The organism is Halochromatium glycolicum, from assembly GCF_016584085.1.
GTDB lineage: Bacteria > Pseudomonadota > Gammaproteobacteria > Chromatiales > Chromatiaceae > Lamprobacter > Lamprobacter glycolicus.
This window is the reverse complement of the sequence record NZ_NRSJ01000034.1, coordinates 21,422-42,696: the sequence shown is the minus strand read 5'-3', so window position 1 is coordinate 42,696 and position 21,275 is coordinate 21,422. Positions and strand designations below refer to the sequence as shown.

Annotated in this window: 22 protein-coding genes; 7 read left to right on the top strand and 15 right to left on the bottom strand. The window is 65.3% G+C overall.

Annotated features, from left to right (window positions below; genetic code table 11):
• Positions 1 to 75: 75 nt before the first annotated feature.
• Positions 76 to 1,110, bottom strand: coding sequence for an LOG family protein (locus CKO40_RS16660; RefSeq protein WP_200347570.1), 1,035 nt, complete (start codon positions 1,108 to 1,110; stop codon positions 76 to 78).
• Between the two features lie 139 nt (positions 1,111 to 1,249).
• On the opposite strand from CKO40_RS16660, the gene CKO40_RS16655 reads away from it, so the two are divergent.
• Entirely contained in the window at positions 1,250 to 2,710 is a 1,461-nt protein-coding gene (locus tag CKO40_RS16655) for a cryptochrome/photolyase family protein (protein WP_200347568.1), read from the top strand.
• A gap of 18 nt (positions 2,711 to 2,728) precedes the next feature.
• Here the strand turns inward: CKO40_RS16655 and CKO40_RS16650 are convergent, their stop codons facing one another.
• The 3 genes from CKO40_RS16650 to CKO40_RS16640 form a co-directional block, all read right to left on the bottom strand.
• Positions 2,729 to 3,487 carry an LOG family protein gene (locus tag CKO40_RS16650; RefSeq protein ID WP_242477130.1) on the bottom strand — a complete coding sequence of 253 codons (759 nt, stop codon included), beginning with the start codon at positions 3,485 to 3,487 and terminating at the stop codon, positions 2,729 to 2,731.
• Positions 3,488 to 3,628: 141 nt separating this feature from the next.
• Entirely contained in the window at positions 3,629 to 4,207 is a 579-nt protein-coding gene (locus CKO40_RS16645; RefSeq protein WP_200347566.1) for a DUF1569 domain-containing protein, read from the bottom strand.
• A 12-nt stretch (positions 4,208 to 4,219) separates the two neighbouring features.
• Positions 4,220 to 5,908 carry a glutamine--tRNA ligase/YqeY domain fusion protein gene (locus CKO40_RS16640; RefSeq protein WP_200347564.1) on the bottom strand — a complete coding sequence of 563 codons (1,689 nt, stop codon included), beginning with the start codon at positions 5,906 to 5,908 and terminating at the stop codon, positions 4,220 to 4,222.
• 260 nt (positions 5,909 to 6,168) lie between these two features.
• On the opposite strand from CKO40_RS16640, the gene CKO40_RS16635 reads away from it, so the two are divergent.
• Positions 6,169 to 6,699 carry an EF-hand domain-containing protein gene (locus CKO40_RS16635; protein WP_200347562.1) on the top strand — a complete coding sequence of 177 codons (531 nt, stop codon included), beginning with the start codon at positions 6,169 to 6,171 and terminating at the stop codon, positions 6,697 to 6,699.
• A 268-nt stretch (positions 6,700 to 6,967) separates the two neighbouring features.
• On the opposite strand, the gene CKO40_RS16630 is transcribed toward CKO40_RS16635, so the two are convergent.
• The gene (locus CKO40_RS16630) at positions 6,968 to 7,867 is read right to left on the bottom strand and encodes a RibD family protein (RefSeq protein ID WP_338074203.1); all 900 of its coding nucleotides are present in this window, start codon (positions 7,865 to 7,867) and stop codon (positions 6,968 to 6,970) included.
• A 134-nt stretch (positions 7,868 to 8,001) separates the two neighbouring features.
• On the opposite strand from CKO40_RS16630, the gene CKO40_RS16625 reads away from it, so the two are divergent.
• Positions 8,002 to 8,586, top strand: a complete 585-nt coding sequence (locus CKO40_RS16625; protein WP_200347560.1) for a hypothetical protein — start codon at positions 8,002 to 8,004, stop codon at positions 8,584 to 8,586.
• A 25-nt stretch (positions 8,587 to 8,611) separates the two neighbouring features.
• On the opposite strand, the gene CKO40_RS16620 is transcribed toward CKO40_RS16625, so the two are convergent.
• The 4 genes from CKO40_RS16620 to msrB all read right to left on the bottom strand — a co-directional run bounded on the left by CKO40_RS16620 (position 8,612) and on the right by msrB (position 11,739).
• Positions 8,612 to 9,040, bottom strand: coding sequence for an FKBP-type peptidyl-prolyl cis-trans isomerase (locus CKO40_RS16620; protein ID WP_200347558.1), 429 nt, complete (start codon positions 9,038 to 9,040; stop codon positions 8,612 to 8,614).
• Between the two features lie 288 nt (positions 9,041 to 9,328).
• Positions 9,329 to 10,435 (bottom strand): D-alanyl-D-alanine carboxypeptidase/D-alanyl-D-alanine-endopeptidase, encoded by a 1,107-nt coding sequence (locus CKO40_RS16615; RefSeq protein ID WP_242477129.1) that lies wholly within the window; start codon positions 10,433 to 10,435, stop codon positions 9,329 to 9,331.
• Between the two features lie 493 nt (positions 10,436 to 10,928).
• Positions 10,929 to 11,069: a hypothetical protein gene (locus CKO40_RS16610; protein WP_200347554.1), complete on the bottom strand. Its 141-nt coding sequence runs from the start codon at positions 11,067 to 11,069 to the stop codon at positions 10,929 to 10,931.
• Between the two features lie 262 nt (positions 11,070 to 11,331).
• Positions 11,332 to 11,739, bottom strand: coding sequence for a peptide-methionine (R)-S-oxide reductase MsrB (gene msrB, locus CKO40_RS16605; protein WP_200347552.1), 408 nt, complete (start codon positions 11,737 to 11,739; stop codon positions 11,332 to 11,334).
• Positions 11,740 to 11,889: 150 nt separating this feature from the next.
• Between msrB and CKO40_RS16600 the strand changes: the two genes are divergently transcribed.
• From CKO40_RS16600 to asd, 3 genes are all read left to right on the top strand, one after another.
• Positions 11,890 to 13,077, top strand: a complete 1,188-nt coding sequence (locus CKO40_RS16600; protein WP_200347550.1) for a pyridoxal-phosphate-dependent aminotransferase family protein — start codon at positions 11,890 to 11,892, stop codon at positions 13,075 to 13,077.
• 146 nt (positions 13,078 to 13,223) lie between these two features.
• Complete coding sequence (locus CKO40_RS16595) at positions 13,224 to 13,877, top strand: SCO family protein (protein WP_200347548.1); 654 nt, start codon at positions 13,224 to 13,226, stop codon at positions 13,875 to 13,877.
• Positions 13,870 to 14,784, top strand: coding sequence for an archaetidylserine decarboxylase (gene asd / locus CKO40_RS16590; RefSeq protein WP_420827392.1), 915 nt, complete (start codon positions 13,870 to 13,872; stop codon positions 14,782 to 14,784). Before CKO40_RS16595 ends, asd begins: the two co-directional genes overlap by 8 nt.
• A 68-nt stretch (positions 14,785 to 14,852) precedes the next feature.
• Here asd and epmA read toward each other — a convergent pair whose 3' ends face one another.
• Together epmA and efp are read right to left on the bottom strand one after the other, a co-directional pair.
• Positions 14,853 to 15,833, bottom strand: a complete 981-nt coding sequence (gene epmA / locus CKO40_RS16585) for an EF-P lysine aminoacylase EpmA (protein WP_200347545.1) — start codon at positions 15,831 to 15,833, stop codon at positions 14,853 to 14,855.
• 409 nt (positions 15,834 to 16,242) lie between these two features.
• The gene (gene efp, locus CKO40_RS16580) at positions 16,243 to 16,815 is read right to left on the bottom strand and encodes an elongation factor P (protein WP_200347544.1); all 573 of its coding nucleotides are present in this window, start codon (positions 16,813 to 16,815) and stop codon (positions 16,243 to 16,245) included.
• 79 nt (positions 16,816 to 16,894) lie between these two features.
• On the opposite strand from efp, the gene epmB reads away from it, so the two are divergent.
• Positions 16,895 to 17,965, top strand: a complete 1,071-nt coding sequence (gene epmB / locus CKO40_RS16575) for an EF-P beta-lysylation protein EpmB (protein WP_242477128.1) — start codon at positions 16,895 to 16,897, stop codon at positions 17,963 to 17,965.
• A gap of 59 nt (positions 17,966 to 18,024) precedes the next feature.
• On the opposite strand, the gene CKO40_RS16570 is transcribed toward epmB, so the two are convergent.
• The 4 genes from CKO40_RS16570 to CKO40_RS16555 form a co-directional block, all read right to left on the bottom strand.
• Complete coding sequence (locus CKO40_RS16570; protein ID WP_200347542.1) at positions 18,025 to 18,453, bottom strand: CBS domain-containing protein; 429 nt, start codon at positions 18,451 to 18,453, stop codon at positions 18,025 to 18,027.
• Positions 18,454 to 18,815: 362 nt separating this feature from the next.
• Positions 18,816 to 19,199 carry a c-type cytochrome gene (locus tag CKO40_RS16565; RefSeq protein WP_200347540.1) on the bottom strand — a complete coding sequence of 128 codons (384 nt, stop codon included), beginning with the start codon at positions 19,197 to 19,199 and terminating at the stop codon, positions 18,816 to 18,818.
• 4 nt (positions 19,200 to 19,203) lie between these two features.
• On the bottom strand, positions 19,204 to 19,812 hold the full coding sequence (locus tag CKO40_RS16560; protein WP_200347538.1) for a Tll0287-like domain-containing protein: 609 nt from the start codon (positions 19,810 to 19,812) through the stop codon (positions 19,204 to 19,206).
• 54 nt (positions 19,813 to 19,866) lie between these two features.
• A complete protein-coding gene (locus CKO40_RS16555) occupies positions 19,867 to 21,273 on the bottom strand; it encodes a cytochrome c3 family protein (protein ID WP_200347536.1) in 1,407 nt (468 codons plus the stop codon).
• Between the last annotated feature and the right edge of the window lie 2 nt (positions 21,274 to 21,275).

Sequence of the window (21,275 nt, the reverse complement as noted above, 5' to 3'; positions counted from 1 at the left end):
GGTCTTATTGTGATCGAGCGTTCCGGACGCGGGCACCGACTCCCGCGGCGCCCACTCCAAGTTTGAGCGGCGGGCTCATTCGGCCCCGCCTCGGTGCGTCCGAGCCTTGGACGCCCCATCGCTGCCATCGACGGTACCAGTCGCCCCCACCGTACCAGTCGCCCCCCCGGTCGCCCCCTCATTCCCTCCGGCGGCCTCTTCCGAATGAGCGCTCAGCGGGCGATGAAATGCCTGAATGAGACGCCAGGCATCCTCCGCATTCTCGACGTACTGGAAGAGCTCCAGGTCCTCAGGCGCAATGGTCCCTTCGGCAGCCAACTCGTCGAAACGGATCACGCGCTCCCAGTAGGCACGGCCAAACAGTAGCACGGGCACCGGCTTGACCTTGCGGGTCTGGATCAAGGTGAGCGTCTCGAACAGCTCATCCAGCGTGCCGTAGCCACCCGGGAAGACCACCAGGGCCTTGGCGCGCAGGAGGAAGTGCATCTTGCGCACCGCAAAGTAGTGGAACTGGAAGCTCAGCTCCGGCGTGACATAGGCATTCGGCCGCTCCTCACGGGGCAAGGCGATACTGAGGCCGATGCTCTTGCCGCCGACATCCTGAGCGCCGCGGTTCGCGGCCTCCATGATGCCTGGGCCGCCGCCGGTGACGACAACGAGGTCTCGATGCCCATTGTGCTGCGAGACCTGCGTAATCAGTTGTCCGAGCCGCCGCGCCTCTTCATAGTAGCGCGCCTTCTCGGCGATCCGCCGCGCCACCGCGAGCTCGCGAACGCAGCCGGCATCACCGGGCGCGCGCTCGACGGCGGCCTCTGCGGCAGCGAGCCGGGACTCAGCGACCCCTGGCTCCGGGATGCGGGTGCTGCCGAAGATCACGACCGTCGAGCTGATGCCAAGATCGCGCTGGGTCAGCTCCGGTTTGAGGAGCTCCAACTGCAGGCGCACGCCGCGCAGCTCGTCCCGGGACAGGAACGCCTTGTCTGCGTAGGCCAGTTGATAAGAGGGTGAGCTGGTCTGAGGCGAATCGACCGCCTCGCTTTGCTCGGCGGTCTTCAGCTCGGTCAGCGCGTCATAGAAGACGCTTTGGGGCTCCGGCTCTGGGCTGGACATCGATCGGGAACCCCACCTTGGGCTTACGCCTTAGCCAAATGGAGATCGTAGCGCCTTGCGACCAAGTGCCGCCATTATCATTTGATGACAAGTGCAGGATCATCCTTCTGCAACGGCAAAAACCTGATCGGGAGCAACCATGCCGACCACCGCCCTCGTCTGGATGCGCCGTGATCTCCGGCTCAGCGACAATCCGGCCTTGGAGGGAGCACGGCAGCGTTGCGAACGAATCATCCCAGTCTACATCCATTCGCCGGATGAGGAAGCGCCCTGGCAGCCTGGTGCGGCATCCCGCTGGTGGCTGCATCACAGCCTCGAGGCGCTGCATCACGCGCTGCAGGAACGCGGCAGCAGGCTGATCATCCGTCGCGGCGACAGCCTGGGGGCCTTACGCGCCCTGGCTCGGGAGGCCGGCGCCACCGAGGTCCACTGGAACCGCTGCTATGAACCGGCGGCGACCGAGCGGGATAGCCGTATCAAGGCAGCGCTGCGCGCTGAGGGTCTCTGGTGCGCCAGCTACAATGGGTTGCTGTGCAACGAGCCCTGGACATTGAAGACCGGCCAGGACGCTCCCTACCGGGTCTTCACGCCCTATTGGCGGCAGCTCGCACCGCGGCTCGCGCAGCAGCCGCCACCGACGCCGGCGCCCGCAGCATTGCCACCGATCTCGGACACGCTTGAGCGCCTCGACGTCGATGCGCTGGCGCTGCAGCCGACGATCCCCTGGGATCAGGGCTTGCGTGAGCAATGGCGGCCTGGTGAGGCCGGCGCATTGGAGCGGCTGAGCCGCTTCGTCTCAGATGGGCTCGACCACTACGCCGAGGCCCGTGACCTACCCGCAGTCGAGGGCACCTCGCGCCTGTCGCCCCATCTGCACTTCGGCGAGCTGAGCCCGCGCCAGGTCATCGAACAGGTGCAAGCGGGACGCCCGGACCCTGAGCTGTCCGAGCCCTACCTGCGCGAATTGGGCTGGCGGGAGTTCAGCTATCAGCTGCTGTATCATTTCCCGCAGACCCCAGCTGAGCCGCTCGATCCCCGTTTCGCCGCGTTTCCCTGGCGCAGTGAGGATGCGGACAGCTTGCTCGCGGCCTGGCAGCAAGGCCGCACCGGCATCCCGATCGTCGACGCTGGGATGCGCGAGCTGTGGCAGACCGGTTGGATGCACAATCGCGTGCGGATGATCGTCGCCTCGCTGCTGACGAAGAACCTCCGCCAGCCCTGGCAGCAGGGCGCGCGCTGGTTCTGGGATACGCTCGTCGATGCCGATCTCGCCAACAACACCCAGGGCTGGCAGTGGAGCGCCGGCTGCGGCGCCGATGCCGCGCCTTACTTCAGGATCTTCAATCCGGTCCGGCAAGGCGAACGGTTCGACCCTCAAGGAGGTTACGTAAGACGCTGGTGCCCCGAGCTGCATCGGCTTCCGGATAAGCTCATCCATCAGCCTTGGCAGGCCTCCGAGACCGAGCGCGAGGCGTGCGGGGTCCGGCTCGGGCGGGACTATCCCTGGCCTATCGTCGACCTCAAGGCCAGCCGCGCCGAGGCGCTCGCGGCCTACGACCAGATCAAACGTGGAGGGTCGGCGACGAGGGCTCGCTCGTGATCCGGCGCTAATCCGGGGCTAATCCGGCGCCTGTTCAGGCCGGTTTTCAGGCCGCGGCTGCTCCGCAAGCAGATGCGCGACGATCTCGGCCGGATCATCGAGCAGGCCGATCGCGACCTCGCCGCGGGAGACGGTACCCGCCGCATAGAGCTGCTCGGCCACCGCATCGACCATCGGTTGCCAGAAGTCCGTCCCTGCTGCGATGCAGGGAAAGGCCTCGACCTTACCGGTCTGGATCAGGGTCAGTGTCTCGAACAGCTCATCCATGGTGCCGAAACCGCCAGGCAGAAACACGAATCCGGACGAGTACTTGAGCAGCATGACCTTGCGCACAAAGAAGTAATCGAAGGTCAGCGTCCGATCGAGGTAGGGATTCGGCTGCTGCTCGTGGGGCAGACGGATATTGCAGCCGATGCTCAGTCCGCCGGCCTCATGCGCACCGCGATTGGCTGCCTCCATCACGCCGGGGCCGCCCCCGGTCATCACGGTGCAGCCGGCGCGCGCCAGCTCGGCGCCGATCTCACGCGCGAGCCGGTACCAGCGATGTCCGTCAGGGAAGCGCGCCGAGCCGAACACCGTGACGCAGCGTCCGAGATCGAACAGACTGCGACAGCCCCGCACGAATTCATTGAACACCGTGACGCCGCGGTCGAAGTCGGCGAGCAGATCATCGGCGCCGCGCAGCAGATCATGCTCACGCTCGGCAGGCGCAACGGATCGCTCCGTGTCAGGGGTTGATTGATCTGCGCGGGAGGCGGCGAGGCGTGGTTCGAGCAAGACTGCATCGCTCCGGTTGGCTGATGGGCAGGATGAGGCACCACCGCAACCGATGGGGGTGGTCTCGTTGAGGGCTTCGGGGCCTGAGCCGAGCCAGGACCGAGCCGGGACCGCACCGGGACCGCACGGAGACGCGGCGAGCTACAACGCCTGCCTGATCCGCTCGACTTGGCGGCGATGCGTGCTGTTATGGATCGTCGCCAGCGCATGCCAGTGCGCCGCCGACAGGGTTCCGAACCAGGGGTGCTCGAGCGTGGTTCCTGCGCGTAGGTTCCCCAGCTTATCGACGAGATCGGTGTAACGCTCGACGAGATTCTCCAGGTCGTCGATCTGTTCCGGGCCGGCCTCCGGAACCGGCTCGGCATCTTCGATACCCACCTCGCCCGTGATCACGCGTCCCGAATAGAGCTGCGGCAAAATCGCCGCGATCGCGCTGTTGACGATCACAAGGTGCTCGAGGGCCATATAAACGGACCAGTGCCGGCTGCTCTCTTCAATGCCGATGAAGCGCTCGACCAAGACGCGCTGCCGCCCCTCGTCCACACTCAAACCGCGCGCGACCTCGATCGCCTGCTCGGCCTCGCTGCGAAACATCCGCGTCAGGCGATCCTTGGGCAGAAAGCGGGCCGCACTGCGGATGCCAGAGCCGATCAGCATCCGCTCGGGCCAGGGAATGCCGGCGCCAGCTGGGCCTGGGCGCGGTGTCCTCGTATCGGTCATCGTAGCAACCCTCTAGCCCTTGGAGGCACCCTGTACCTTGGCCCAGGTATCACGCAGCGTCACGGTGCGATTGAGCACAGGCCGCTCCGGAAGCGAATCCGGATCAGCGACGAAATACCCCTCACGCTCGAACTGGAAGCGATCACCGGGCTTGGCCGCGCCGAGGCTCGGCTCAAGCTTCGCATTGGGGATCACCCGCAGCGAATCCGGGTTCAGGTCCTCGCGCACGTCGCGCCCGGAGGTGCCGGGCTGCGGCACCGTGAACAGCCGGTCATAGAGCCGCACCTCGGCGTTCACGGCAGTCTCGGCGGGTACCCAGTGGATGACGCCTTTGACCTTGCGCCCTTCCGGGTTCCTACCCAGCGTCTCAACATCCACCGAGCAACGCAGCTCGGTCACGTCTCCACTGGCATCCTTGATCACCTCATCGCAGCGGATCACATAGGCATTGCGCAGCCGGACCTCGCCGCCCGGCACCAACCGCTTGAAGCCCTTCGGCGGTGTCTCCTCGAAATCGCTGCGGTCGATCCAAAGCTCCTCGCTCAACGGCACCGCGCGTGTCCCCATGCTGTCGTCCTTCGGATGATTCTTGGCCGTCACCGCCGCCGGCGCATCGGCAGGCAGATTGGTCAGCACCACCCGCAGCGGGTCCAGCACCGCCATCGCCCGCGGCGCGCTCGCATCGAGCTCATCGCGGATCGCGCTCTCCAGGATGCCCATCTCGACCAGATTATCGGCCTTGGTCACACCGATGCGCTCGCAGAAGCCGCGCACCGCACCCGGCGTGAAGCCGCGACGCCGCAGCCCGGCGATGGTCGGCATACGGGGATCATCCCAGCCGCTGACGATGCCTTCGGTCACCAGCTGTGTGAGCAGGCGTTTGCTCATCACCGTGTACTCGAGGTTCAGCCGGCTGAACTCGATCTGGCGCGGGCGGCATGGCACCGAGACATTGGCCACGCACCAGTCGTAGAGCGGCCGGTGATCCTCGAACTCCAGCGTGCACAGCGAATGGGTGATCCCTTCCAGCGCATCCGAGATCGGGTGCGTGTAATCATAGGTCGGGTACAGGCACCACTCGCTGCCGGTCTGGTGGTGAATCACGCCGTGGCGAATCCGATAGAGAACCGGGTCGCGCAGGTTGATGTTGGGCGACGCCATGTCGATCTTCGCCCGCAGCGTGCGCGTCCCGTCCGGGAATTCGCCGGCGCGCATCCGGCGAAAGAGGTCCAGATTCTCGTCGATGCTGCGGTCGCGATAAGGGCTGTCGCGCCCTGGCTCGGTCAGCGTCCCGCGATAGGCGCGGGTCTCCTCGCCCGAGAGATCACAGACATAGGCCAGGCCCTTCTCGATGAGCTCCACCGCAAACCCATAGAGCTGCTCGAAATAGTCCGAGGCAAAGCGCACCCGCCCGCCCCATTCGTAGCCGAGCCACTGGACGTCGGCCTCGATCGACTCGACGAACTCGACGTTCTCCTTGTGCGGATTGGTATCATCGAAGCGTAGGTTACAGATGCCGCCGAGATCCTCGGCGATGCCGAAGTTCAGCACGATCGATTTAGCGTGCCCGATGTGCAGATAGCCGTTCGGCTCCGGCGGAAAGCGGGTGACCACGCGCTGATGGCGCCCGTTCTCGAGGTCGTCCTGGACAATCTGGCGGATGAAGTTGGTACGGGTCGGCGTCACGGCAGAATCGGCCATAGCAGGAGCTCAGTCAGTCTCACCCGGCAGGTTAGTCAGGGTCCGAGTTGAAAGGCGCAGCATACTGGCTTGCCGCATTTCATAGAACCCTCGGTTTGCCAGCGCGCGCGCTGACTACTACCCTGTTGCGGTCAGTATCCAGGCGCGCGGCGCGTTTCTGCCGGATTCGACCGTCTCATCTCACCGGCTATCCTTGTCGCTCGTCTTCTCCACTGACCAAGAGTCTCAACGACCACATCCACCACTCACGGAGCCTGACCATGCAGAGAGCCTATTCGATCCTCGCCGCCGCCATCGCTGGAACCCTTGCGAGCACCGTTGCGATTGCTCAAGCCGAGCAGGCAGCCCCCAACAAGGCGCCTGCCGACGCCTTCATCGAGCAGCTTGACACCGATGGTGACGGCAAGGTCAGCCTGGAGGAGGCGGTTGCGCCGCAAAAGGCTCGCTTTGACGAAACCGATTTGAATGGCGATGGCTTCGTAGACGCCGAGGAGGCTGGCACCGCGTTCAATGAACAGGTCCCGGAAGAGATGCTGAAGGCGATGGAAGAGCGCGGCATGCCTGATCCCGGCGAGACCTTTGTCAAGAATCTCGACGAGAACGGCGACGGTAAGATCGATCGTGGCGAGTTCGAAGCGCCGACGGTCGCCTCATTCGAGCGGATGGACACCAACGACGACGGCGTCGCGACCAACGAGGAGGCGACAGCCTTCTTCGAGGATATGCAGCAGCGGATGCAGGAGCAGATGCAGAAGATGCAGCAGCAGAAGGGTGCTGTGCCACAGCAGTAGCGGGGCAGCAGCATCGCCGTAGCCGGCCTCGCACTGACGAGCCCGGCACAAAACTCGCAGCTCAACCTGGGCTAAGCGCTGTCACCAACCGCGCGATCCGCGTGTTCACGGCACCGGACGACGGCCGCCATCAGGGATGATGATTCGCGGCCGGGTTCAACGGACGCTAAGACGCCCTATCAAAACGGCCGCTTGACCCGAGCAATCCCCTGATCTCTTTGGGCTGCAGAGGCATTCTGTTAGGGCGTCTAGGGTCCCGTACCGCTGCTCAGCGCACCCGAGCCAGTGTTTGATCGCGCGTCTCCGCAGGACTGGGCGCCTCGGTCAGGTCCAGTTCGTAGAGGATATCCGAACCCATCCGGAAGACCCGGCTCGCCGGACGCAGCGCTTCAGAGAGGCGGTCGACACCCGGCAGACTGACGCCTGGCCGTCCGTGGCCGATCAGCACAGGGGCTACCGCCACCTGGAGCCGCTCCAACAAGCCGACGCGAAGGAAACGCGACACGGTCACCCCGCCCCCCTCGACGAACAGCCGCCGCAGGCCGCGCTCACTCAGCCGCATACAGAGCGCATGCAGATCCAAACCGAGGGCGCCCGAATCCGGATCATGATCCGGCAGGTCGAGGCGCCCGACCCCAGGCAGGGGTGGACCGTTCGTGCAAGCCGCTCGACAGCAATGCAGCGTCGGGCAGGCGCCGTCCTGGAACAGCCGGTGCCGCCCTGGCAGTCGCGCATTCGGATCGATCACGACCCGCACCGCGTTCGGTCCCGGTACCAGCCGTGTCGTCAGCAGCGGATCATCGTTCGCGACCGTCCCGGCACCAACGATCACCGCATCGGCGAGCGCTCGCATCCGGTGCAGATGGACGATATTCGCCTCGCCGGTGACGAAACAGGCATCGCCGCTGTCGGTCGCGACACAGCCGTCCAGACTCTGCCCGAGATGCCCAAAGACCCTGAATGCAGAGGCAGGGTGAAGCGGCTGAATAAACGGCAGATACAAGGCCGAAAGCGCCGCGCCGGCGGCATCACCGGACGTCGCATCTCTCCATTGCCATCCGGTCTCGGCGTCGAGGGCAAGCCCGAAGCGCGCGGCACGGGCGGCATCGCCCGCGGCCGCGGCAAGCAAGGCCTGCCATGTCGCATCGAGTCCAGAGGCGGCGCTCACGGCAACATGACCCCAGATGATCGAGCGACGCGACGCGACCGGCGACTGGACTCGACGAACGCGCCTGCAGCTTGCTTTGTCATAGGCCCTACCAGTACAACGCTCGCCATTGCAGACCGGATCGACCCATCATTATGTCAGCCAGTCAGCTCGCCCAAGACCTGCATATCCATACGACCTGGTCACATGCCGACAGCTCGGTGGTCCCCGAGCAGACCATTGAACTGATCGCCGCCGCCGAGCACGCCCGAATCCGAGGCATCAGCGATCACTTTGAGCACATCGCCGACCGCTTCGATGCGTACCGGCGCGCGGTGTCAGCCGCCGGGCTGCGCGTCGGCACCGAGATCGACGGGCATCGGTCGGTCCCGGCCGCACTGGACTGCCCCTGCGACTACCGGATCTTCCATTGCTACGACCAGGGTGCCGACTATCGCGCGCTCGAAAGCCTGCTGGCCGACGACATCCCGGTGATCGTCGCCCATCCCAATGCCCTCGATACCGATCTCGAGCGGGTACCGAACGAATGCCTGATCGAGCTGAACAACCGCTACATCTGGCGCTGCGATTGGATGGCCTTCTATGGCCCCTATCGGAATCGCTTCCGCTTCGTGATCAGCTCGGATGCGCACCAGCCCAACTGGCTCGGTCAAAGCATCGCTCGGCTCGCCGCGCGCGAGCTCGGCATCGAGGAAACCCTCGTGTTCGAGCCCGACTAGTCGATTGCGACTCGGTTGATCGCGATTAGGCGATCTCGACCAGTTCCAGCTCGAACACGAGGTCGCGGCCTGCCAGCGGATGATTGCCGTCGACGGTCACCGACTCGTCGTCGAAATCGGCCACGGTGAAGCGCAGCGTTTCACCATCCGGCCCCTGTGCCTGCAGCATCAGGCCCGGGGCAAGCTCGATCTCAGGTGGGATCGCGCTGCGCGGGACCTGCTGCACCATCGACTCGTTGCGCTCACCGTAGGCCTCGGTCGACGGGATCGTCACCGTCTTGTTCTCGCCCTGCGACATCCCAACAACCGCCTCTTCGAAGCCCCCGATCATCTGATTCTGTCCCAGCGTGAACTCGAGAGGCTCCTGGCCGCGGGACGAGTCGAATTGGGTGCCGTCGGTGAGTGTGCCGGTGTAGTGGACCTTGACTGTGTCGCCGGTCTTGGCTTCAGACATGAAAAATCTCCGATGATGATGAGGAGGAGTGGATGAAGGCACGTCAGGCCTGGCGTCGTGGCGCTAGCGCCAGCTTGTCAACGCCGCTCGTACCAATGCATAGACTGGCTAGGGCGTTGACCTTGCGCCGGCAGAGGTCTGTTTCAACCGCAAACAGGCCTACGAATCAGCCCAGCGGATGCCGAGCAGCGGGCCAAACAATGGCCTCAGCGCTGCTCCAGGATACGCCTCATCGGCCGCTCGGCGCGACCGCTCGGCGTCCGCACCTGATGGCCGGGCAACCATTGCTCATTGCCATGCGCCCAATGTCGGGCTGCGGGCGAGCTCACTGGCCAGCTGCAGACGCAGGCCGTAGGCAACCGGCTGGTTGATCATCAGACTGAACGGGAACCACTCGCGGCCGCGGCGCACGAAGCCGGCGTAGGTGCTCACACCGGTCAGGGTGCCGGTCTTAGCCCGCACCGCCGGCTCATCGTCCTGCTGCGGCAGCAGCTGGCGGTGCGGCCGCAGCCGCTCGAGCACATCGAGCAGCTGCCGCGCGCTGAGCTGGTTCCCGCGCGAAAGGCCGGCGCCGTCCTCGATGCGAACATCGCGCCAGCCGAAGGTCCTGCGCGCCCACTGCTCCAGGGCACGCTGCGAGCGCGCCATGCTCGCCCGCCCGTTCTGCTCGCCCAACAGCAGGAACAGGTCATTGGCGATGAAGTTGGTCGAGTACTCGAGCATGTTCGCGAGCACCGTCTCCAGCGTCAGGCCGTTGCGATGGGTGTAGACGCCTGTCGCCGAGCGCGGCACGGCGCCGATCTCGACCGGGCCCGCCACAGTGATCCCACCCTGCCGCAGCTTCGCCTGGATCAGCTCCCCGAAATGGGCCAACGCCCTCTCGCTGTCGCCGAGATTGACACGATGTCGGCCGGGACCGAGCCCGCGCCCGATCCGCTCGGCGGTTGCGGTGAGCGGTGTCTGCGGCTCAGCGCTCTCGACGCGTCCGCCGGAGACCAGCAGGCTGACGGTATTGAAGTTGACCGCCAGCGCCGTGACCGGCGCGTCATAGGGATTGTTGCTCGACGAGCGCCCCGGGATCATGACCTCGGTGCCGAACAGCTCGGCATCGAGCCCGATCCCGGCCACCGACCGCACGCCCGCTGCCTTCAGCCCCTGCACGACCCGATCGAGCTCTTCGGAGACCAGATAGGGATCACCGCCCCCGCGAATCCAGAGCCGGTCCGCTGCATCCTGATAGAACCTAGTCTCGAATCGATGCGCGAGCCCCCAGCGCTCAATCGCCGCCAGCGCGATGATCAGCTTCATCGTCGAGGCGGGTATCAGCGCCCGGTCGGGCCGCTCGGCGATCACTAGACGCCTGCCATCGCTGACCGCCAGGCTGGCATTCGGCATCGCTGACACCCACGCAACCGGGTCAGCTGCAGCCACTCCGGCTAGCGCCATCGCAACCAACGCAGCCGACACCGAGCCAAGCGCCAAACGCAGAATGGGTCTGTAAGAAGTGATCACCGCCAGATCCCAAGGTCGAGTTTCCAGATGCCAGCCGCGACGCCCGCCAATGACCGCCGCCGAGCTTCGATTCTTGAGCGTATCGTACCGCCGAACAGCAGCCCGGGTAATCCGGATCGGCTTGCTCATCTCGCGATCCGATCCGACGTTGCGACTCGTTTCCCCTGCGTCGAGTGGATTCTGAGCAGCAGGGCACAGATCAACTGACCCCGAGCGCGCAGAATCTGAGGTGGATGCACTGCCGTCATGTGGGCGTATCGGCCTCGCGAGGCCATCTCGGCCCCTCCGGCAGCATTGAACGATGTTTACCGTGGGGAGTCATCGCATGCGTTTCGCCTATCACCATCGCTCAGGACCGCGACCGATGCCAAGGGATTCACAGGAGAAGCGTGCGCTGCTTGCGCAGCAGATCCTTCGGATAGCGGACGACGTCGATGACGCCATTGCGCGCGCCAGACTTTTGCAGCCAGAGCTGGACCACGCCGAGCCCGCTGGCCCGAGAACAATCTGCTTCCACGATGGATCGATTCTCAGGATCTCGGGAGCGCAGGTCGAGGCCTATGCGTCGTCCGCGGAGCTGGAGCAGTCCGCCACCGCTGGGACCCGGCTCAACGGTGTCGCAGGCAGCTGATCCAGAACCTCTGTCCGGGCCGGTTGCGGCCGATAGCGACTGCTGATTGCTGTCGTTGGCAGCATCGCTGATGCCCTGTGGCCGACGGCACCAGAAAGAAGGCGGGGCAAAGACCGGCAACTCCCTATGAGAGGCGACCGAGATCGCCTTATCCTTCCGGCTCGAACTCGAGCGACACCGAATTGATGCAGTAGCGCAGTCCGGTCGGCTTCGGCCCGTCTGGGAACACATGACCGAGATGCGAGCCACAGCGCGCACAGTGGACCTCGGTGCGGGCCATGCCGTGGCTGCGGTCCGTCTCGGTCTCGACTGCGGATTCGTCCAGGGGTGCGAAGAAGCTTGGCCAGCCGGTGCCGGAGTCGAACTTTTCGCCAGAGCCGAACAATGCGGCGCCGCAGGCAGCGCATCGGTAGCGACCCGGGTCCTTGTTGGCGTAATAGGCACCGGTAAAGGCCGGCTCAGTACCGTGCTGACGGAGCACACGGTATTGCTCGGCGGACAATGAGGCGCGCCACTCGGCTTCGGTCTTTTCGATCTTCTCAATATCGTTAGCCATCTTTCGGCTCCTGATCTCAGCATCAAATGTCGGCCGTGAGCGCCCGTCGGTGCGGTACAGCCGCGGTTGAGAGGCCGCTCTGGGCGTCGTTATACTCGCCGGCCATCCCGCTCGATGTCGAAACGCTCGCCATCCCATCTGGAAATTGCCATGATTCCCACATCGTTCCAGCCTCCTGTACGTACCCTGATGGGGCCCGGCCCCGCCGATGTCCACCCGCGGGTGCTGTCGGCGCTGGCGCGACCGACGATCGGCCATCTCGATCCGCGGTTTGTCGCGATGATGGAGGAGATCAAGGACCTGCTGCGCACGGCCTTTCGGACCGAGAACGCGCTAACCATGCCGGTCTCGGCGCCCGGCTCGGCTGGGATGGAGACCTGCTTCGTCAACCTGGTCGAGCCTGGTGACACCGTGATCGTCTGTGTGAACGGGGTATTCGGCGGCCGGATGTGCGAGAACGTCACCCGCGCCGGTGGCAAACTGGTCCGGGTCGACTCACCCTGGGGCCGCGCAGTCGATCCGAATCGGCTCGAGGATGCACTGAAGCAGCACCCCGAGGCGCGGATCGTCGCCTTCGTCCAGGCCGAGACCTCGACCGGCGCCAGTTCCGATACCGGCCAGCTCGTCGGACTCGCACATCGCTACGATTGCCTGACGATCGTCGACGCAGTCACCGCGCTCGGCGGCTCCCCGCTCGAGGTCGACGGCTGGGGAGTCGATGCGGTCTACGCCGGCAGTCAGAAGTGCCTCTCTTGCACGCCAGGACTCGCGCCGATCAGCCTCAACGAGCGCGCGGTCGCGAAGATCAAGGCGCGCGAGACGCCGGTCCAGAGCTGGTTCCTGGACCTGAATCTGGTGCTCGGCTATTGGACCAGCGATGGCGGCAACCGGCGCAGCTATCACCACACCGCACCAGTGAACGCGCTCTATGGGCTGCACGAGGCATTGCTGATGCTGACCGAAGAGGGTCTGGAGAAGGCTTGGGCGCGGCATCAGCAACACCACATTGCGCTGCGCGACGGACTCGAGGCCCTCGGGCTGGAGCTGGTCGTACCTGCAGACGAGCGCCTGCCGCAGCTCAATGCGGTCTCGATCCCAGGAGGCGTCGACGACGCCAGCGTCCGGCGTCTGCTGCTCGAGCGCTACAACCTGGAAATCGGCGCTGGACTCGGCGACTTCGCGGGCAAGGTCTGGCGCATCGGCCTGATGGGCTTCTCCAGCCGCGCCGAGAACATCCTGCTCTGTATCAGCGCCTTGGGCGCTATCCTGAACGAGTTGGGTCAGCGTGTCGATACAACCGCGGCGCTCGCTCAGGCGCAGCAGGCCCTTTCGCAATGACAAGCGCACTGAGCAGTTCCCGGGGCGGCCTGACCTCTAACGGCCTCACATTACCCGGCCTCAGCTCGTCCTGCATGGCCGCCTCCGGGCTGTCGCCTTGCAACCGATCAAGGTCCAGCATAACCCGGCTCAGCACAACCTGATCCGTGGCCAGTCGTTCCCATTCTCCGCGGCCGCTGCTCGTGCGGGTGGTCATGGCAGTCGCCGCCGTCGGGCTGTTCCTGGTCGGCTATCAGTGGGGCAATCAATACCAGCGCGCGCAGGAGGGACCGCCACAGATCGCTGGGGTCTTGCTGAGCCCGTCGGTTGTGCTTCCGGAGATCGCCTTGCGGGGGCCGCGCGGACAGTTCACGACCGATGATCTAGAGACGCCCTGGTCGTTGCTCGCGTTCGGCCGGCCCGGAAGTGCACGCGGGCATCGCGGCGTCGCGCGCTTGATCGCGGTCTGGAACCGCACCGCCGATCAGCCCGATCTACGCGAGCAGTTGCGGCTCCTGCTCGTCAGCGCCGATGACGTCCCCGGTCTCGCCCGGGATCTCGAACGCCTGACGCCGAACCTCTTCGTGCTCAGCACCAGCCAGGCCGAGCTCGGGCGCTTACGGCAGGCGATGGGAGCCAGCGGCGACGCTCAGGAGGATGGCGATGAGCTGCCGCCGACGCTCTTTCTGATCGGCCCCCAGGCACGTCTGGTGGCACTGTTCCCAGGCAGCCAACCCGCCGCGCAGATCGCGGAAGACCTTGGGCGCTTGGCCGAGCGGCCGGATGCCTTCACGTCTGCGGCCGAGCGCGACGGTGGCTAAGCGATCCGCGACCGACAACCCCGGCTTCACTGGTGTCGGCGAACGGCTCTTCGTGCTGTTGCAATACGGACTGCCGCAGCACACGCTGTCGAACGCGATGCACTGGCTGACCCGCCGCCGGCTGCCATGGCTGCTGCCCTGGGTGATCCGAGTCTATGCGCGGCTGTTCCGGGTCGATCTGGCAGAGGCAGCCGAACCGAGCCCAAGCGCCTACCCGACCTTCAATGCCTTCTTCACGCGCGCACTGCGCCCCGGCATGCGCCTCATGCCAGAGGCGGCGGACGCGATCGCCTGCCCGGTCGACGGACGGGTCAGCGAGGTCGGCGCGATCCGCGCCGAGCAGCTGCTGCAGGCCAAGGGGCAGCGCTATCGGCTCGACAGCCTGCTCGGCGGCGATGCCTCGCTCGCGGGACGCTTCCGCGACGGGCGCTTCGCCACGGTCTATCTGTCGCCGCGCGATTATCATCGCATCCACATGCCGGTCAGCGGCGAGCTGGTCCGGACCATTCAGGTCCCGGGCCGGCTGTTCAGCGTCAATCCGACCACCGTCGCCGGCGTGCCGGGGCTGTTCGCCCGCAATGAGCGTGTCGTCTGTCTGTTCGAGACCGCAGCCGGGCCGATGGCCCTGGTCCTGGTGGGCGCGATCTTCGTCGGCAGCATCGAGACGGTCTGGGCCGGCAAGATGACGCCGCCACGGATCAAGACCATTACCGTCACCGAGGCGGGGCCGGAGCCGATTCGGCTCGCGCGCGGCGACGAGCTCGGCCGCTTCAACATGGGCTCGACCGTGATCCTGTTGTTCGGCGCCGATGCCGTCGCTTGGACCTCGTCGCTGAGGCCAGGCGCCCAGGTCCGTGTTGGCGGTTCGATCGGGCAGACCGAGGCGCCGGCAACCGCGCGAGCCTGAATCCAGCGCAGCGTCCATTGGATCGCCGATCGCGCTATTGCGATTGCGATGTAGCCATCACCCGCCCGTCAGGCACGCTCGACCGGAAACGCGAGCACCGCGTCGATATGCTCTGCACCGAGCTTACACATTAGCAGCCGATCGAGACCCAGTGCCACACCGGCCGTCGGCGGCATGCCTGATTCCAGCGCAGCCAGGAATGCCTCGTCGAGCGGCGGCTGCGGCAGACCAGCCTCGCGCCGCTTGTCCAGATCGGCTGCGAAGCGCGCCCGCTGCGGCTGCGCATCGGTCAGCTCATCGAAGCCGTTGGCCAGTTCCATGCCGTCGAGATAGAGCTCGAAGCGCGCCGCAACACTGGGAGGCCCTGGGTCCAGCCGGGCCAAAGCAGCCTGGCTGGGCGGATAATCGCGCAGGAAGGTCATGCGGTCGCGGCCGAGCATGGGCTCCAAACAGCGGCTCATCAGCAGGTCTAGCCAGCCGTCACGATCCAGCTCCAGCCGGTCGCAGCCGCCCAGGCCCGCCAGCCGACCTGCAGCCTTGAGCGCATCGACCTCTGCGCACCAGGGATCGACATCGAGATGCTCGCGAAACAGGTCGCGATAACGGACGATCTCGACCCCGAGTGCCGGCCGTTCCAGCAGCCAACGCACCAGATCGGCGACCTCGTCGATCAGCGCATCGAGTGTCCATCCAGGCCGATACCATTCGAGCAGGCTGAATTCCGGATGGTGCCTGCGGCCGCGCTCGCCGTCGCGGAACACCTTGCAGACCTGATAGATCGGCCCGCTGCCAGCGGCCACCAGCCGCTTCATCGGCAGTTCTGGCGAGGTCTGCAGATACAGGCGCTCGCTCTGGGTCCCCGCTGAGCCAGCCCAGGCTGTAGTGAGCGACGCGAGCGCCGGATCGGTCACCGCGGCTCGGGACAGCACCGGGGTTTCGACCTCCAACACGCCACGCTCGGCAAAGAACGCACGCAAGCGCTGCAGCATCCGGGCGCGTGCACGCAGGACATCTCGCCCAGCGCTCGGCTGCCAGGGCTGAATGGTCATCGCCCCCCCCGATGCCGCAGCGGGGCCGGCAGTTCGGGGTCCATTGGTATGGGATCAGCGAGCTCGGGTGAATGCATCAGGCGGCTTAGGCGCATCGTGACGACTGTGGCCCGCCAACCCTTGCGCCAGAGCAGAGCCACTCGGCGATCGGCTTCACTCGCGTCCCTGTCGCGACGGGCGTGGAACACATGATGCCGAGGGCCTGATGCCTAGGACCTGATGCCTAGGACCTGGTGCCTAGGACCGGCGGGACCGGGGCCTGAGGGCCTGCGACTGAGCACCTTAAAAGCACTCACCGAATGCTCCCTATGGCCTAACAAATCAGCCATTTGTGCGGGCTAGCAGCCGGGCATTTTGATAGGGCCTTCTTAGGCTGAGCGACTTGGTGCCGCGCCAGCGCCCGCAGCGCTCAGTCGTCTTTGGCGCGCGAGACATAGGAGCCGGTGCGGGTATCGACCTTGATCATCTCTCCGGTCTGGACGAACAGTGGGACGTTGACCACCGCCCCGGTCTCGAGCGTCGCCGGCTTGCCACCGCCGCCGGAGGTATCGCCCTTGAGCCCGGGATCGGTCTCGGTGATCTCCAGGACGACGAAGCTTGGCGCCTCAACGCTGATCGGCTGGCCGTTATAGAGCGTGACCGCGCACATATCCTGCTCCTTGATCCATTTCGCCGCCTCGCCGAGCGCCGCCTCATCGGCGGTGAGCTGCTCGAAGCTGGTCGGGTCCATGAAATGCCACAGCTCGCCGTCGTTGTAGAGATACTGCAGCTCGGTCTCGTGGACGTCTGCCGCTTCGACCGATTCACCGGACTTGAAGGTGCGCTCGACCACGCGTCCGGTCTTCAGGTTGCGAACCTTCACGCGATTGAACGCCTGGCCTTTTCCAGGCTTGACGAACTCGTTCTCGACGATGGTGTACGGATCACCATCGAGCATGATCTTGAGCCCGCCCTTGAACTCGTTGGTCTTGTAACTTGCCATCAGATCCTCTTGCAGTGCATCGTGCGATCAATGCGATGTTCAGCCCAGCAGCGATGAACGAACAAACGAACAGGCGCCGATGCCGGACGGAAACCAAACCCCTAATGGTAGCGCGAAGGCGGCAGTGATGGCAGGTCTGGAGGCGGCAGCAGAGCATTGGCGGCGGGAGCTCAGGGACGCCTTCACCGACACCCGCGCGCTGCTGGATTACCTCGCGATCACGCCTGAGCAGATCAGCGCGGGGCTACTGGCCCCGCGCGATCAGGCCCAGCAAGGACCTCAGGGCTTTCCGCTACTGGTCCCGCGCCGCTTCGCTTCGCTGATGCAGCGCGGCGACCCGCACGACCCGCTGCTTCGCCAAGTGCTGCCAAGCGCTGCTGAAGCGCAGCCGAAAGAGGGCTTCGTGACCGACCCGGTCGGGGACGTCGCCGCAAGGCGCGCAACCGGGTTGTTGCAAAAGTACGCCCGACGCGCGCTGCTGATCGCTACGGGCGCCTGCGCGGTGCACTGCCGCTATTGCTTTCGCAGACACTTCGCCTATCGCGACGGGAGCGCGCAGCGCGACCGCTTCGCCGGCGCGCTGGCCGCGCTTGCGACCACCCCGGAGATCAACGAGGTCATCCTAAGCGGCGGCGATCCGCTGATGCTCGATGACCGCGTGCTCGCGGAACTGATCAACGCACTCGAGCAGCAACCTGGTCTCAAGCGGCTGCGTCTGCACACGCGAATCCCGAGCATCCTGCCGAGCCGGATCACCCGCGCCCTCTGCGACAGGCTCGCCGCCAGCCGCCTGGATCTGATTGCCGTCGTCCATATCAATCATCCCGCCGAGATCGACATGGACGCGCGGCGGGCGCTCGCCGCATTGCGGGAGGTTCCGGCGATGCTGCTGAATCAGAGCGTGCTGCTGCGCGGCGTCAACGATGACGGCGATACGCTGGCCGCGCTCTCCGAGGCCCTGTTCGACGCCGGTGTTCTGCCCTACTACTTACACCTGCTCGACCCGGTCAGCGGCGCCGCACACTTCGATGTCCCCGCGCCCGAAGCGCGAGCGCTGATGTCGGCGCTGCGCGGCCGGCTGCCAGGCTATCTGGTGCCAAGACTCGTGCGCGAGGACCCCGGCGCAGCTGCGAAGACGGTCGTGCTCTAAAGGGTCAAAATGCCCGCCCCAGCGCCCCCGAAAACGGAGCGGGCAGATGCCCCGGTCCATCATAGGGAATGACTGCCGCTACTGCTGTCCCCCGAGTCTTTTTCCTCTTTCTCTATGAGAACCTTCAACGCATCGATCTCGGTGAAAATGCCCACGAGATCGTCACCGTTCACTACGGGGACACTGCCAAATTTCCCCTCGACCATCAGCCGCAACGCATCCACCAGCGGGGTATCCGGCGTCGCCGTTACCGGCTCTCTGGTCATAATGCTGGAGACGAGGGTGGTCCGGAGCACCTGCTCGACTTCCTCGCGCTCAATCTCTAAGAGCAGGGAGGGAGACGCTCGTTTCAGGTCGCGGTCCGTCACGATCCCGACGAGCTTGGTGCCGTTGGTCACCGGCAGATGGCGGATACGATGCCGCTGAAGCGTTAGGACGGCTTCTTTCATGCTCGTCTGCTCGGACACAGTGATCGGGCTCTGAGTCATGTAATATCCGATTCGCATAAGAGACTCCCTGTTTCATCAGGTTGGCAAGAAGCTTCTTGATCACCATCGGACCTTCGGTACAGGCGATAATCCGCAATCCACCGCCGCAGGTCAGGCATATCTCGATGTCGATCCCGAGTACAGGTTGCACGCGTTGCGCGCATGTCATTGCGGCGCAGCGTCCGGCACTCAATAACGGTTGATCCTGAGCCCCTGTCGGCGCAAGCTGACATCCCTTGCCACGCCTGCGGGGCGCCACCCGGCCACGGCGGCTTACAGGAAAAATCAGGCCACGTTACCAACACATTTATCGAACAGCTCATCCCACATTGGCAGTGTTTGTAGTTGTCACTGCGCGGGGATTATTTCGTCTGCTCCTGTTGGTTGATGTAATGCCGCGCCAGGCCGGTCATATAGTCCACGGCGGCCTTGACCTCGGCGTCGGAAAGCTGGGCGTTGCCGCCCCGGGGCGGCATCATGGTGTAGCGGGGGCCAAAGAACCCCTCGATCGCGTGGCGGTAGAGGGTGGCTTGGTCCTGCTCAAGGCGTGGCTTCCAGTCCGCCGGCGTCATAGGGATCGGGGCCCCGGCGACGCCGTAGCCGTGGCAGCGCTCGCAGTTCGCGAGCCAGATGGCGCGTCCCTGCGCCATGGTCTCACCGCTCAGGTTCACGTAGGCCGACTCCCCGCCCCCGGCCACCGACGCCAGCAGCAGACCCAAAACACTGCACCAGGCCCGCAGGGCCACGGGTTCAGCCCTGCACCGGGATGCGGATCACCACCCCGCCCATGACATCGCCCAACTCGAAGTCACGGCGAGGCGAGTCCTTGTGGTCGTTGTGGCAGGAGACGCATACCGGGGCCACCGCGGTATCCGCGTAGACGGCGGTAAAGTACTTTTTACCGCCCAACTCCTCCACGGTGTAGAAGTTCTCGCCCTTGTTGTCGGCCACATACTCCAGCCCTTCCTTCTCCGCATCGGTCTTAGGCTCATTCTGCTTGTTGATCGGCCACAGGGATTGAAGGGAGTAGCTGAAAGCCACGTCGGGCAGCTTCTCCGTGCGCTCCGCCACCAGCTCGGAGCCAAAGCGGAACATCTGGGCCGGCAGCACGAGGGCTTTGTCGTCCTCGAAATGCTCACTGGCCTCGATGACCTTATCCTTCTTCACGAGGCGGTTGACGATCTGCCGGGTGTAGACCGTGCGATCCGAGTCCATCACCACGTGCAGCGCATCGGCCATGGCCTTCGGGCTGATGACCGGTTGGTTGGCCACATCAGGGACGGCGCTCACGGCGGCGGCCGTGCAAAGGCCGGCGACCGCGGCCACGGCCGTCCATTTCTTTCTGCTCATGACTTTCATGGTTTCACCTCGTTCTCGCTGATGACTGCCGAAGGGATCGGCGCTTGGGTGCTGTCACTGACCGGCCGCTTCCAGCTCGCGCTGGTAGCGTTCCTGATCGGCGCGGGCTAGGTCGATGCTGCGTACCTGCACCGTCGGCTGCCCGCTGAAGTTGCGCTGGATCAGGGTCTCGTCGGCCAAGGCGTCCAGGGTGAAACCCAGGCCATGACAATGGATGCAGGCCGAGCGGATCATCTTGCTGTTGGGAGACAGGTTCGCACTCTGGTTGTGGTCCACCATGGTGCGACTCATCCACTCGCTGACATCGAAGTCGATGCGGGGCATGTGGCAGGTAGCGCAGGAGACCCCGCTGTTCGCCTCGCCCTCTCCCGCCACCTCCGCCTTCCACAGGCGGTGATGGGGCGAATCCTCGTACGCCAGGGAATGTTCGTCGGCGTGACATCGCAGGCAGCCCTCGACCGCGGCCCGGGTCACGTCGAAGTCATGGGCGCCGTGGCAGCTCACGCAGTCCAGCTCCTCGTGGGCGGCGGTCTCCTGCATCGGCAGCCGCGCCTGGGCCGGGGTCATCGGCGACAGGCCCGCGGCCAGGCGCATGCCGTGCTTGCCCTGCTGGAAGCGCTGCACCTCCAGGCCGTGGCAGGCAACGCACCCCTCGGGTCCCGGGTGTTCGTTCCAGGGCCCGAGCTCGCCCTGCTCGTCCCGTTGCTGATGGCAGGCGCTGCAATTGACCCCAGCCTGGGCGTGGGCGGTCTCGAGCCACTGGCGCCACAGCCTGACACTGAAGAGCACATCGAGCGGGGCATCCTTGGCGGCGGCGCCTAGGGGCTCCACGGGATAGTGGTCGCGGGGATATTCCATGATCTCCTCCACCACCTCCGCAAACTCCCTGCCCGGCACCCGCGGGCGCGCTGCGGTGGGCGGCGCATCCATGTGCTTGACGAGGAAGTCCGTGTAGAGGGCGCGGTTGTTGTGGAAGTTGTGGCAGCCCGAGTCCTTACATGTCTCGAAGGACATCTCCCGGTGAGAAGGCCGATCGTCGCCGATGCCGGCGTGGCAGTGGAAGCACATGTCCCGCGGCTGGGTGAGACCATCCTTCTGGGTGATCTCCGGCCGGTGCTCCACGTGGCAGGTAACACACTCCAGGGCGTTGATCTTCTCCAAGCGGTCAGCGTTGCGCGGGTCGGAAAATTTGGTGCGCGGGTGGGAATCCACGGGCTTGACCCGCTCCTCGCCGTGGCAGTCCAGACAGGCCTCGTCGAGCACCTCGCCGCCACCGAAGCCCTCGCGGTGGCAAGCGTCGCAAGACTCCGCAAGCTGGTGGTGGCCGGGGTTCAGCTCCCCCGGCATGAACAGGGTCTTATCCTCTCCGACGAAAAGGGTGTAGGCGAGATAGGCGGCCAGGGCTACGCTGGCGATCAGCCATGCCGTCCAAAAACCAGGGGTGAATGCCTGCTCCGACACGA